The 12766-nt window shown below is 72.2% G+C and carries 13 protein-coding genes; 8 read left to right on the top strand and 5 right to left on the bottom strand.

Annotated elements, in window-relative coordinates; genetic code table 11:
* The first annotated feature begins 8 nt into the window (after positions 1–8).
* The 3 genes from BLS95_RS12910 to BLS95_RS12900 all read left to right on the top strand — a co-directional run bounded on the left by BLS95_RS12910 (position 9) and on the right by BLS95_RS12900 (position 2913).
* Positions 9–1784 (top strand): sugar phosphate isomerase/epimerase and 4-hydroxyphenylpyruvate domain-containing protein, encoded by a 1776-nt coding sequence (locus BLS95_RS12910; protein ID WP_090931182.1) that lies wholly within the window; start codon positions 9–11, stop codon positions 1782–1784.
* A gap of 128 nt (positions 1785–1912) precedes the next feature.
* Positions 1913–2434, top strand: coding sequence for an RNA polymerase sigma factor (locus tag BLS95_RS12905; protein WP_090931181.1), 522 nt, complete (start codon positions 1913–1915; stop codon positions 2432–2434).
* Positions 2422–2913 (top strand): hypothetical protein, encoded by a 492-nt coding sequence (locus BLS95_RS12900; RefSeq protein ID WP_245765016.1) that lies wholly within the window; start codon positions 2422–2424, stop codon positions 2911–2913. The genes BLS95_RS12905 and BLS95_RS12900 overlap by 13 nt, the downstream gene beginning before the upstream one ends.
* Positions 2914–2929: 16 nt before the next feature.
* On the opposite strand, the gene BLS95_RS12895 is transcribed toward BLS95_RS12900, so the two are convergent.
* Positions 2930–3583 (bottom strand): TetR family transcriptional regulator, encoded by a 654-nt coding sequence (locus BLS95_RS12895; protein WP_090931179.1) that lies wholly within the window; start codon positions 3581–3583, stop codon positions 2930–2932.
* Between the two features lie 200 nt (positions 3584–3783).
* On the opposite strand from BLS95_RS12895, the gene BLS95_RS12890 reads away from it, so the two are divergent.
* Complete coding sequence (locus BLS95_RS12890; RefSeq protein WP_090931178.1) at positions 3784–4671, top strand: SDR family NAD(P)-dependent oxidoreductase; 888 nt, start codon at positions 3784–3786, stop codon at positions 4669–4671.
* A 10-nt stretch (positions 4672–4681) separates the two neighbouring features.
* Here the strand turns inward: BLS95_RS12890 and BLS95_RS12885 are convergent, their stop codons facing one another.
* Together BLS95_RS12885 and BLS95_RS12880 are read right to left on the bottom strand one after the other, a co-directional pair.
* Positions 4682–5317, bottom strand: coding sequence for a response regulator (locus BLS95_RS12885; protein WP_090931177.1), 636 nt, complete (start codon positions 5315–5317; stop codon positions 4682–4684).
* On the bottom strand, positions 5314–6402 hold the full coding sequence (locus BLS95_RS12880) for a sensor histidine kinase (protein ID WP_090931176.1): 1089 nt from the start codon (positions 6400–6402) through the stop codon (positions 5314–5316). Before BLS95_RS12880 ends, BLS95_RS12885 begins: the two co-directional genes overlap by 4 nt.
* Before the next feature lie 123 nt (positions 6403–6525).
* Here BLS95_RS12880 and BLS95_RS12875 point away from each other — a divergent pair, with 123 nt between their 5' ends.
* From BLS95_RS12875 to BLS95_RS12860, 4 genes are all read left to right on the top strand, one after another.
* Positions 6526–7293 carry a type II CAAX endopeptidase family protein gene (locus tag BLS95_RS12875; protein ID WP_090931175.1) on the top strand — a complete coding sequence of 256 codons (768 nt, stop codon included), beginning with the start codon at positions 6526–6528 and terminating at the stop codon, positions 7291–7293.
* A 217-nt stretch (positions 7294–7510) separates the two neighbouring features.
* The gene (locus BLS95_RS12870; protein WP_425434724.1) at positions 7511–8722 is read left to right on the top strand and encodes a cytochrome P450; all 1212 of its coding nucleotides are present in this window, start codon (positions 7511–7513) and stop codon (positions 8720–8722) included.
* A 111-nt stretch (positions 8723–8833) separates the two neighbouring features.
* Positions 8834–9526 carry a TetR/AcrR family transcriptional regulator gene (locus BLS95_RS12865; protein ID WP_176993160.1) on the top strand — a complete coding sequence of 231 codons (693 nt, stop codon included), beginning with the start codon at positions 8834–8836 and terminating at the stop codon, positions 9524–9526.
* Positions 9527–9722: 196 nt separating this feature from the next.
* Positions 9723–10709 (top strand): MBL fold metallo-hydrolase, encoded by a 987-nt coding sequence (locus BLS95_RS12860; protein WP_245765014.1) that lies wholly within the window; start codon positions 9723–9725, stop codon positions 10707–10709.
* Positions 10710–10749: 40 nt separating this feature from the next.
* On the opposite strand, the gene BLS95_RS12855 is transcribed toward BLS95_RS12860, so the two are convergent.
* Both BLS95_RS12855 and BLS95_RS12850 read right to left on the bottom strand, forming a co-directional pair.
* Positions 10750–11928 (bottom strand): glycosyltransferase family 4 protein, encoded by a 1179-nt coding sequence (locus tag BLS95_RS12855; RefSeq protein WP_090931172.1) that lies wholly within the window; start codon positions 11926–11928, stop codon positions 10750–10752.
* Positions 11925–12677, bottom strand: a complete 753-nt coding sequence (locus tag BLS95_RS12850) for a sulfotransferase family protein (RefSeq protein ID WP_245765013.1) — start codon at positions 12675–12677, stop codon at positions 11925–11927. The genes BLS95_RS12855 and BLS95_RS12850 overlap by 4 nt, the downstream gene beginning before the upstream one ends.
* Between the last annotated feature and the right edge of the window lie 89 nt (positions 12678–12766).

Genomic DNA, 12766 nt, shown 5'->3' with positions numbered 1-12766 from the left:
AGAGGCTCATGCGCAAGACCATCGCCACCGTATCGGTCAGCGGCACCCTCACCGAGAAACTGGAGGCCATCGCGGCGGCCGGGTTCGACGGCGTGGAGATCTTCGAGAACGACCTGCTCGTCTGCCCGCTCCCGCCCGAGGAGATCCGGGCCCGGGCCGCCGACCTCGGCCTCGGCATCGACCTCTACCAGCCGTTCCGGGACTTCGAGGCGGTGCCCGCCGACCTGCTGGAGCGTAACCTGCGCCGGGCGGAGCACAAGTTCCGGCTCATGGAGCGGCTCGGCGCCGGCCTGCTGCTGGTCTGCTCGAACGTCTCGCCCGACGCGATCGGCGACGACGAGCTCGCCGCCGGGCAACTGCGGCTGCTGGCCGAGCGCGCCGCCGAGCACGGCATCCGGATCGCCTACGAGGCGCTGGCCTGGGGCCGGCACGTCAACGAGTATCTGCACGCCTGGCGCCTGGTCCACCTGGCCGACCACCCCAACCTGGGCACCTGCCTGGACAGCTTCCACATCCTCTCGCGCGGCTCCGACCCGATCGGCATCGAGGCCGTCCCCGGCGAGAAGATCTTCTTCCTGCAGCTGGCCGACGCGCCGCGGCTGGCCATGGACGTGCTGCAGTGGAGCCGCCACCACCGCTGCTTCCCCGGCCAGGGCAACTTCGACGTCGCCGGGCTGGTCCGGCACGCCCTGAACGCCGGGTACGCCGGGCCGCTGTCGCTGGAGGTGTTCAACGACGTCTTCCGTCAGGCGGCGGCGGAGCGGACCGCGCTGGACGGCATGCGCTCGCTCATCGCGCTGGAGCAGGACCTGGCGGGCGTGGCGCATCCGGCCGTGCCCACCGGGTTCGCCTTCGCCGAACTGGCCGACACCGGGCCGCTCGGCGGGGTGCTGACCGCGCTGGGCTTCGCGCGTACCGGGAGGCATCCGACCAAACCCGTCGAGCTGTGGGAGCAGGGCGGGGCCCGGCTGCTGCTCAACTCGACCGGAGCCGACCCCGCGCTCATCGCCATCGGCCTGGACAGCCCCGACCCTGGGGCGGCGGCCAAGCACGCCGAGACGCTGCTGTCGCCGGTGCTGCCGCGCGAGCGCGCCGTCGAGGAGGCCAAGCTGGAGGCGGTGGCCGCACCGGACGGCACCGAGATCTTCTTCTGCGACGCGTCCTGGCTCGGCGACTTCAACCCTGCCGGTCCAGTCGAGGAGCCGGACGAAGGGCCGGGCGAGGGGCGGAGCGAGGGGCCGATCACCGGGATCGACCATGTGGCGCTGACCCAGCCGTGGCACTACTTCGGCGAGGCGGAGCTGTTCTATCGCAGCGTGCTGGGGCTGAGGCCGCAAGAGAGCGTGGAACTGCCCGACCCGTACGGCCTCCTCCGCAGCCGCGCGATGTCCAGTGTGCACGGGTCCGGCACGGGTGACGGTGTGCGGATGGTGCTCAATCTGGCCCGGGTCGGCGCGGCCGACGTGCCGTGGCAGCACGTGGCGGTGGCCTGCCGGGACATCGTGACCGTCGCGCGCCGGCTCCGCCGGGACCACCCCGAGCTGCTCCTGCCCATCCCCGGCAACTACTACGACGACCTGGAGGCCCGCCAGGACGTCGATCCCGAGCTGCGCTCCCTCGGCATCCTGTACGACCGGGACGACCACGGCGAGTTCCTGCACCTCTATACGGTCACGGTGGGCCGGGTGTTCTTCGAGCTCGTCCAGCGGATCGGCGGATACCAGGGATACGGTGCCGTCAACGCCCCCATCAGGCTCGCCGTGCAGCATGCGGGTGACGACTGAGTGAAGCTTGTCGTGGGCGCGGCGGCGGGCACCTGAGCCCGGTCCGGCCGGCGTTCACCGGAAAATCCGCCGCCGCCGCGAACCCGGGAGGCGTCTTCTCCGACTGTGCAGGGTGACAGGAGGACGAGATGACCGATGAGTTGCTGGTGGTGCGGGCGCAGCTGGGCGAGCGGGCGGCGCTGGCCGAGCTGGTGCTCCGGTGGCGCACGCCGGTGTGGACGTACGTGCGGCGCATGCTGGACGCCGAGCGGGCCGACGACGTCGCCCAGGAGATCTGGCTGGCCGTGGTCCGCGGCCTGCCACGGCTCAGGGAGCCGGACCGGTTCGCGCCGTGGTTGTTCACCATCGCGCGCCGGTCGATCACCGACCGCCTGCGCGCCGAGTATGCCGAGGCCGAGGCGTTCGCGGACGTGGCGGCGGTCAGCGACGACCCGGCCGAGGCGACGGTGGAGCGGGCCGAGCTGACGGCCGGGCTGTCGGCGCTGCCGGTGCTGGAGCGGGAGGTGCTCGTCCTGTTCTACCTGGAGGACCTGTCGGTGGAGGAATGCGCGCAGGTCTGCCGGGTGCCGGCGGGCACGATCAAGTCCCGGCTCAGCCGGGCCCGGCGCCTGTTGCGTGAGCAGCTGACGGAGAAGGGATGGCAGCCATGACCGAGGAGCCGCGCCGGCCGGCGCGCATGGTGTTCGAACGGCTCGGGCCGGTGCTCTCACCGTGGGCACGGATACGGGCGGTGGCGGCGGCGCTGGCCGGGCTCGCCGGGACGGTGTTCGTCGCCGCCCTGTGGTGGAGCGAGCCGGGGCCGCTGCCGGGCCGGACGCACGCGGCGTTCGCGGTGTTCACCGTGTTCTGCCTGGCCTGGGCGGGTTACGGGGGCTGGACGCTGACGCGCAGGGTGCCGCTGTTCGCGACCGACCGGGTGATCGCCGGCTGGCTCGCCGTGGCCGCCTCGACCGCCACGGCCGTGCTGGTGACGGTCGTCGCAGTCCAGCGGGGCAGCGGCCTGCTGCCCGCCGTGGGGGTCTCGGTGGTGTTCGTGGGAGCGGCGGTCGTACTGGTCGTACGGGCTCACGCCCGCCGCGCGGCCCTGCTGCGCCGCAAGCGCAGGCTGACCGGCGAGGAGGGGAGGTGAACGGCGGGGACGCCCCTCACGAATGCCGCGCGCCGCGGATCTGCGCTTCCACCAGCCGGGTCATGGTGGGCACGAAGCTCATGGCGACGTGCCCCCAGCGGGGCTCCTGCTCGTAGAGGGTGGCGAGCGTCTGCGACGGGTGCGAGACCTGCCACAGGTAGGCGGCGGCGGCCAGCGTCGTCATCAGCACGTCACGGGCGGCGGGCAGGTCGAGGTCCGCCGAGGCGGTCACCAGCTCCTCGGCGATCCGGTCGAAGACCTGGAAGGACCTGGACTTGTACCGGCGGGCGCGGTCGAGGTCGACGCTGTCCTCCAGGCTCAGGGCGACGTGCGTGAGCAGGTCGGAGAACAGGGGGTTGCGCTCCAGCGACTCGGCGAGGACGCTCGCCACCGTCCCCGCCGGCAGGTCGCGCCGGCCGCCGAGCGCCCCGAGCACGTCGTCCTCCCAGGACTGCCACGCCTCCTCGGCCAGCTCCAGGAGGAGCTCCTCGGTGGAGTCGAAGTAGCGGCGCAGCGCCGACGGGTGCAGCCCGGCCTCCTGGGTGACCTTCGTCAGCGTCACGTCCTTGACACCGTGCGCGAGGGCCAGCTTGCGGGCGGCCGCGAGCAGATCTCGGCTGCGCTGCAGCTTGTCCTGCGCCGAACGGGCGCGGATGGGCCGGGTGGTCATCGTGTCGGGCGGTCCCTCTCGTCGCGGTCGGTCACAGCGCCGGTCACAGCGCGGCCGGCCAGGCGCGGGCAAACATCAAGTTAACACCCCGCGTGTCCGGCCAGGACGGCAGAGATAACGCAACGCCTTTGCTTTAACTCGCGGGCCGGTGTAGCGTGCGATAACGCAACCAGCTTGTGTTAAGTGGAAGGGATTTCCGCATGTCCTCAGTGTTCTTCGTCACCGGTGCCTCGCGGGGCCTCGGGCGGGCCATCGTCCAGGCGGCGCTCGACGCCGGTCACCGGGTGGCGGCCACCGCCCGCGACCCCAAGACCCTGGACGACCTCGTGTCCCGGTACGGCCCCGACCAGGTGCGCGCCCTCCGCCTCGACGTCACCGACGCGGCGGCGGCCCAGGCGGCGGTCGCGGCGGCGCGGGAGGCGTTCGGGCGCATCGACGTCGTGGTCAACAACGCGGGCCAGGGCGACATGGCCGCCCTGGAGGACACCACCCTGGAGGTGTTCCGCCGCCAGGTCGAGACCAACTTCCTCGGTACGGTCTACGTCACCAAGGCGGTCCTGCCCATCATGCGCGAGCAGGGCGGCGGCCGGATCCTCCAGATCTCCTCGATCGGCGGGCGGATAGGCAGCCCCGGCCTGACGGCGTACCAGTCGGCGAAGTGGGCCGTGGGCGGGTTCAGCGAGGCGCTGTCGGTCGAGGTGGCGCCCCTGGGCATCAAGGTCACGGTCGTGGAGCCGGGCGGCATGCGTACCGACTGGGCGGGTTCGTCCATGACGATTCCCCCGGTGAGCCCGCCCTACGAGGGGACCGTCGGCGCCGCGGCCCGCGCCATGGCCGGGTTCGAACAGGACGCGATGGGCGACCCGGCCAAGGTCGCCCAGCTCGTGCTCACCGCGGCGGCACTGCCGGAGCCCCCGCTGCGGCTCCTGGTCGGCAGCGACGCCTTCGAGCTCGCCCGCGAGTTCTGGGGCGCGCGGCTGGAGATCGATCGCCGCTGGGAGGAGCTCAGCAGGTCCACCGACCACGACGGCGCCGGCGACTCCTGGCACCGGCAGCGGGGCAACAGCGTGCCCGACGCGTTGAGGTGACCGCGCGGAGCTACCGTTCGGTCAGGTGCAGGGCGAGCTGGGTGCGGTCGCGCAGGCCCAGCTTGCGCAGCACACTGGAGACGTGGTTCTTCACCGTCCCCTCGGTGATGAACAGCCGCGCGGCGATCTCCCGGTTGGCGGAGCCGGCGGCCACCATCCGCGCGACTTCGAGCTCCCTGGCCGACAGCAGCTCCTGGCCGCGGAACGCGCCCTCCACCGGCGTCCGGCGCAGGCCGGCGACCAGCCGGGCGGCGACCGGGCTGCTCAGCACGGTCTCGCCGCGGCTGGCCCGCAGGATGGCCGCGACCAGCTCGTCGGGCGAGCAATCCTTGAGCAGGTAGCCGGCGGCGCCGGCGCGCAGCGCGCCGAAGATGTAGTCGTCCTCGTCGAACGTGCTGAGCACGATCGAGACCACCGAGGGCTGCTCGGCCGCCAGCCGGGCGATGAGCTCCACGCCGTCCATCCGCGGCATGCGCGCGTCCACGAGCGCCACGTCGGGCCTGGTCCCGGCCGCCACCGCCAGCGCGGCGACCCCGTCGGCCGCCTCGCCCACGACCTCGATGTCCTCCTCGATCTCCAGCAGCTTGCGCAGCCCCTGCCGCATCAGCTCCTGATCGTCGACCAGCAGCACCCGTACGGCCCTCACGACGGCAGCTCCGCCCGCAGCTCGAAGCCCTTGGCCGCGTTGCCGCTGGTGAGGGTGCCGCCGAGGGCCCTGACCCGGTCGGCCAGCGTGCTCAGCCCGAACCCGTGGCCCTGGTCATGATCCCGCCCCTTGCCGTCGTCGGCGATCACGAGCACGACCTTCCCCTTCTCGAACGTCAGCGTGCCGCGCACGCTCCCGGCCTCGGCGTGCCGCAGGACGTTGGTGAGCCCTTCCTGCAACACACGGTAGAGCACCAGCTCGGCGTCGGGCTCCAGCTCGCGTTCGGTGCCCGACACCTGGAAGGTGACCGTGACGCCGGTGCCGGTGAAGGAGTCCGCCAGCCGCTGGAGCGCGGCGCTGCCCAAGTTGCCGTTGAGAGGCAGCGGGCGCAGCGCCCGCACCCACCGGCGGGCGTCGGCCAGCGCCGCCGTCGTGAGCTCCTTGGCCTGGCGCACCTCCTCCCAGGCGGCCTCGGGCCGGCGGTCGCGGAAGCGCTCGGCGTTCTCCAGCCCCACCTTGATCACGGTCAGGTGGTGGCCGATCGAGTCGTGCATCTCCGCCGCCATCCTGCCGCGCTCCTCGGCGACGGTCAGCTCCCGCACCCGGTCGGTGAGCTGCCGGGCCTTCAGCACCGCCGAGGCCATGCCCATCGCGAAGACGCTCATCACCGCGATCACCGCCGTCTGGCCCAGCGCGTCGACGATCGTCCGGCCGTAGAACAGGGGCACGACGATCAGGACCGCTCCGAACGCGACCAGGATGGCGCTGGCGATGCGCATGCCGTACACGAAGGCGAGGTTGGCCACGCCGATGAGCAGCAGGGGGAAGTGCGTGCCCGCCGACCCGGTCAGGCCCAGCGCGAGCGCGCCCGCCAGGAAGGCGGGGGCCACCAGGTGACGGCCGCGACCGGGCTGCCACGGCATCATCGGCCACAGCACGCACAGCAGCACGACGTCGGCGAAGAACAGGATCCGCTCCAGCACCGTGCTGGGCACGACCAGGTTGATCACGGCCGTGGCGCCGAGCACGAGCCAGAACACCAGGCCGAGGAGCATCGGCCGATCGGGGTCACGCTTCCACGCCATGCGCCCAACTTACGATCTCGCCGATCGCCTGTGATCCCACCCGGGACACCATGACGTTGGTCATGCCGATCTCCGTCCTGGGCCCGATGCGCACAGTGGCCGCGCGTTCCTAGCGTGCCTGGCATGAAGGTCTTCTGGTCCGTCCTGCTCGTCGTCGTCGCCATGTTCGTCCAGGCGTTCGCCGGCGCTCTGCCCGCCTCGCTGCTCCTCGACCAGGCGAACCCGCTGCGGGACCCGCTCGGCGCGCTGGGCATCACGCTCACCGCGCTGGTGCTCGTCTATCTCATCCGCCGCTTCCTCGACCGGCGGCCGTGGCCGGCGCTGGGCTGGCGGAAGCCGTCGGGGGTGCTGACCGGCCTCGTCGCCGGCGCCGTGCCGGCGCTGGCGGCCAACGGGCTCTCGCTGGCCGTGGGCGCCTCCGCCTGGGTGCCGGTCGATGCCGCAAGCTACGCCTGGCTGCCGCTGGTGGCCGTCGTGCTCCTGCTCAACCAGGCGTTCCCGGAGGAACTGCTCTGGCGCGGCCACCTGTTCGACACCCTGTCGGCGCGGCTGTCGCCGCACGCGGTCCTGATCATCGTCTCGGCCGGGTTCGGCGCGCTGCACATCGTCTCCCGGAGCCCGGCGGACGGCCTGCCGGAACGGCTGCTGTACGTGGTCATGGCCGTGGCGCTCGGATTCGCGTGCACGGCGGCGCGGGTGCGCGGCGGCGGCTTGTGGCCCGCGGTGGGCGTGCACCTCGGCTTCCACCTGGGCATGCGTGCGCTGCCGCTGCAGCCGGTGCACTTCGGCGTCACCCTCGTCCTGCTGACCGTCGCGCTCACGCTGGCCGGGGCCGTCCTGCTCAAGGGGCGGGCGAGCGAGCCGGACGTGCGGGCGGGCGCACCCGTATAGAAAATTCATGCACGACGCGCATTGATGCTCGTCGTGCATGTTTGTATCCTGGTCCGGCCCTTCGCTGCGGGCGACGCCGACGAGCGGCGCGCCCGGGAACAGGAACGTGCCGATGAATGACGACACCTTGACCAAGGAATCCCCGACCGGGGAATCCCGGACCGAGGAATCCCCGGGCGGCGGCCCCACGGCCATGCGCCGGATCCTGCCCGCCGACATGGTGGAGCGCGGGAGCTGCCCGTTCGATCCGCCGCCTGGCCTGCGGGAACGGCGTGGCAAGGGCGGGGTCCAGCCGTTGCGACTGCAGAACGGCGCGGGGGCCTGGCTCGTGACGGGCTTCGAGGAGGCCCGCACCGTGCTGTCGGACCCGCGTTTCAGCGCCGACAAGGTCCGCCACCGCGACGCCACGTCGTTGCAGCCGCACGAGGTGGCCGACCTGGCCCGCGAACCCCTCCCGGCCCCCGCCGTGGCCGAGCGCGAGGACGGGTTCTTCGTCTTCATGGACCCGCCGGAGCACACCCGGCTGCGGCGGCTGCTGACCGGCCAGTTCACCGTACGGCGGATGCGGGCGCTGGAGTCGCGGGTCACCGAGATCGCCGTCGAGCACATCGAGGCGATGAAGGCGGCCGGCACCGAGGCCGACCTGGTGCCGGCGTTCGCGCTGCCGCTGCCCTCGCTGGTCATCTGCGAGCTGCTCGGCGTCGACTACGCCGACCGGGCCGAGTTCCAGGAACGCACCGCCGTCGGGCTGAACGCCAACTCCACCCCCGAGGAACGGGCCCAGGCCGGTGCCGAGCTGTACGCGTTCATGCAGCGCCTGGTGGCCGGCAAGCGCGCCGACCCCGCCGACGACCTGCTGTCCGGGCTCATCCACGACGCCGACCCGCCGCTGACCGACGCGCAGCTGGTCGACGTCGCCCTCGTGCTGCTCGGCGCGGGCCACGAGACCACCGCCAACATGCTGGGCCTGGGCACCTTCGCGCTGCTGGAGCACCCCGACCAGCTGGCCGCGCTGCGCGCCGACCCCTCCCTGATCGACAACACGGTCGAGGAGCTGCTGCGCTACCTGACCATCATCCAGCTCGGGGTCAACCGGGTCACCACCGAACCCGTCACCCTGGGCGGCGTGGACCTCCCGGCCGGCGCCACGGTGGTGATCGCCACCCCCGAGGTCAACCGGGATCCCCAGCACTGGCCCGACCCCGACCGGCTCGACCTGAGCCGCGCCCGCACCCCGCACCTGGCCTTCGGGCACGGCGTCCACCAGTGCCTGGGCCAGCAGCTGGCCCGCATCGAGATGCGCATCGGCCTGGCCGAGCTGTTCGCCGCCCTGCCGAACCTGCGCCTGGCCGTGCCCGCCGAGGAGGTGCCGCTGCGCGACGAGATGCTCATCTTCGGGGTGCACTCGCTCCCGGTGACCTGGTCCTGACCACGTAACGGACCGCCCGGCCGGGGCGCCGGCCGGGCGCGGTCACCGCGTCGCCAACGCCGGGCCGTGGCAGGCTCATAATGGGACGTCGTGACGGGTGAGGAGGTTGGGTTGGGGCACGCTGCCGCGGCGCCGGCTGTCGGGCGTCGCGAACGGAAGAAGCAGGCCACGCGCGCCGCGCTCCGCGAGGCGGCACTGCGCCTGTGCGTACGCCACGGCGTCGAGAACGTCACCGTGGAGCAGATCGCCGAAGAGGCCGACATCGCGCTGCGGACCTTCTTCAACTACTTCTCCAGCAAGGAGGAGGCCGTGATGGCCTCCGTGTCGTCCGCCGCGGAGGAGCTCATCGCCCAGTTCCGGGCCCGCCCGCGGAGCGAGTCGGTGCTGCGGGCGTTCCGCGAGGCCGTGCTCGTCGCCATGGACGACGGTGACGCCGTCAGCCGGGACCACATCGAGGTGCTGCGGCTCATCCGCAAGGCGCCCTCACTCGTGCCTCAGCAGCTGGTCGTGCTCGCCGCCCAGGAGCAGGCCCTGGCCGAGGCGATCGCCGAACGCGTCGGCCTCCCGGCGCCGCACCCCGGCGAGCCCCAGGCCGCCGAGCCCACCGGGGACTCGGTCTACCCGGTCGTGTGCGCGGCCGCCGTGCTGTCGGCGCTCCGCGTGGTGCTGGACCGGTGGCTGCAGCAGGCCGCCGCCTCGGACCGGCCGCCGTCCCCGGCCCTGCTCGCCCGGCAGTTCGACGTGGCGATCGCCGAGCTCGCCACCGGCCTGGACCGCCCCGGCCGCTCCCGTCCGCGGCTTTGACCGGCCCACCTCACCCCGTCTGACCAGGTCTGATATCCATTCCATGATCGACGCGCGGGCGCTGTCAATATTGGACAGCAGATGATCGGCTTTGGTCTGCTAGGCGGGCATCGACGTCCACCCCGAGGCCGTGGAACGCGTGGCCCCCGGGGTCAGTGAAAGCAGGTATCACCGCATGACCTTTGAGCAGTCCGGCATGTCCAGACGTGCCCTGCTGGCGGCCGCAGCCCTCCTGCCGCTGCCGGTGGGCCGGGCCGAGGCGTCGGCCGCCGCGCCACCGAGCGCGAAGGCGTACTACGACCGCGCGGCCAGGCTCGCGGGCCACGATCCGGTGCTGCGGCAGCTCGTCAAGGGGCTCAGCCCGGGGGCACAGATGCCGACGGTGCAGGCCCCCAAGCCGCTGCGGATCTTCGACAACGTGGCGGTGGTGAGCACCGGCTTCGTCTCGGCCACCGCGCTCCTCACGTCCCAGGGCGTGATCCTCATCGACGCGCTGGAATCGCCGGACCAGGCCGAGAAGATCATCGTTCCGCAGCTGCGCTCTCTCGGGGCCGACCCCTCCGCGATCAAGTACGTGGTGGTCGCCCACGCCCACAGCGATCACTTCGGCGGCGCCCAGTATCTCGCCGACCGGTACGGAGCCCGCGTCATGATGTCCCCGGCCGACTGGGCCCTCGTCGCCCGCGACTCCTCGCCCCACGTCCCGAAGCGGGACCTGGACATCGCCCACGGTCAGCGGCTGACCCTCGGCGACTCGACGATCACGTTCCACCACACGCCCGGGCACACGCCCGGCACCGTCTCGCCGATCTTCCCGGTGCGCTGGAAGGGCCGGCGGCACACCGCGATGTTGTGGGGCGGGACCAACCCGCCCGCCGCGACCGCGGAGAAGCGGACCTACGTCTCCTCCGTGCTCGCCTTCGCCGCCGCGATGAGGCGGGCCGGAGTGGACGTCGAGCTCATGAACCACGGGATGAGCGACAACGGCCTGGTGCGCATGGAGGAGTTGCGTGCCGCGCCCGCGGGAAGGGCGAACCCGTTCGTCCTCGGCTCGGCCAGGGCGCAGCGCTTCATGCAGGTCATGGAGATCATGCTGCGCGGCCGTATCGCCACGGACGAGGCGGCCGGGACCACCGCCCGTCCCGCGGCCATGACCGCCTCATCCTCGCCTGCCTGCTGCTGACGGGCCCGCCGCCTGCTGCGGGCGGGCCTGCCGGGTGGGGTCAGCGGGCCGTCCGGGGGTCGGCGACGACGGGCCTGCCGCTGGACAGGGCGGAGAACAGCCCCTCCCACTGCGGCATGACCACGGCCGGGGTGTAGCTCTGAGCCGTCCGCGCCGCGGCGGCGCCGATGCGCAGCCGCGCCTCGCGATCGTCCATCATCCGCCCCAGCGCCGCCCCCAGGGCCTCCACGTCGCGCGGCGGCACCAGCACCCCGTCCACCCCGGGGGTCAGCACGTCGGCCGGGCCCGTCGGGCAGTCGAAGGCGACGACGGGCAGCGCGTGGCCCATCGCCTCGATCATCGCCATCGGCAGGCCCTCCATCCGGGAGCTCAGCGCGTAGATGGAGGACTGGGCGAGCTCGTCGTGGATCTGGTTGCTGCGCCCCATCAGCAGGATCCGATCGCCCACGCCGGCCGCGTCGATCCGGGCCTGCAGCCGCTCCTGCGACGGGCCGGTGCCGAAGATGCGCAGCCGCCATTCGGGATGCTCGTCCGCGATGGCGGCGAAGGCGGTGATGAGCATGTCGAACCCCTTCTGCGGCACCAACCGGCCGGCGGCGATCACCACCGGGTTGCTCTGGTCGGAGTGCCGGCGGTTGTCCATGTGGACCGCGTTGGGGATGCGTACGACGGGGGTGTCCGGCAGCAGGTCGTGGTATTCGGTACGGCTGGTCTCGGTGAGCACCGCCACCGTGTCGAAGCTGCCGTAGTGGCGGCCGATCTGCTCGCGCACCGCCTCGTGGTAGGAGGCCAGGTTCATGTGCTCCTGGGCGACGCGGATCACCTTCGTGGACCCGCGGCGGGCCGAGATGAGGTTGAGCGCCGGGCGGGTGGTGACGAGGATGCCGTCCTCGAGCGAGGAGACGTAGTCGATGACCGCCGCCTCCACGCGCTCGGTGAAGTATTCGGCGGCGAACTCCCCGTACGGGACGATCTTGCCGCGGGCACGGCGCCACACCTTGCGGGCCAGCGAGTCGGCGGTGACCCCGTCACGCTGGTCCACCAGCGCGGACACCCGGACCCGCGGGTCGATGTCGAACTGGGGGCTCTTGCGCCGCCGCACCGTGCTGACGATCTCCACGTCGTGCCCGGCCTCCGCCATCGCGTTGGCCTGGTTGATCACGGTGCGGATGGTGCCGCCCATGCCGTAGGCGTGCAGCAGCATGTAGCGGATCTTCACGGCAGGTACTCCCAGCTCCGGCACATGTCCTGCAGCACGTCGGGGATCTCCTCGGGTCGGGGCAGGGTACGTCCCGGCTGCACGCTGCCGGAGCGGATCTTGTCCTTCCAGTCGCCGAGCCCTTTGCTCACCACGTCCGGGGTGCCGTAGGAGAGCAGCTCGGGGGACCACGGCAGGCCGAGGAACTCGCAGATGCCGCGGCCGATCTTCTCCGGCTCGGCGGTCAGCTCCTCGTAGCGCACGGTGAGCCCGGGCAGCGCGGCGCGGGCCCGCTGCACCGCCTTCATGTAACGCAGCGCGTCCTTGGCGGCCTCCTCGGGGGTGCGTTTGTCCGGGCTGGCCTCGTACCAGGAGGACGCGATCGAGGCCGGGTGGCGCAGCAGGAACACGAACCGCGCGTCCGGCCAGCAGGCGGCGAGCCGGTCGAAGACGAAAGCGTTCGCGGGGGTCTTCTCCACGATGAACCGCTTGCCGCTGCGTACGAGCTCCCGGTGCAGCACCCGGTCCCACAGCAGATGTTCCAGGTCGGCCCGGGTGTGTCCCAGTGCCGCCATGGCCTTCTCAGCCAGCGAGGTATCGAATTCCACCCGCAACCGGCGCACATGCAGCTCGTGCGGAGCATGGAGGTCCGGATGGGCGTTCAGCATCGCCCGCAGCAGCGTCGACCCCGACCTGACCGGCGAGATGATGAACACCGGGGCAGTCAGCAGCCGATCGGTGTCCGGATCCGCGGGTGGTCTGATGGGCACGTCCGCTCGCTTGGCGGGTGCCGGCGCCACTTTTTCGGTTTTTCCTACTCGGTTGATTTGGAATCCTGCGTACCTGGCCAGCGCTCCGT

The organism is Nonomuraea jiangxiensis (assembly GCF_900099965.1).
Classification (GTDB): domain Bacteria; phylum Actinomycetota; class Actinomycetes; order Streptosporangiales; family Streptosporangiaceae; genus Nonomuraea; species Nonomuraea jiangxiensis.
Note: the sequence above shows the minus strand (reverse complement) of the source record. Positions and strands in the feature narration are given on the sequence as shown.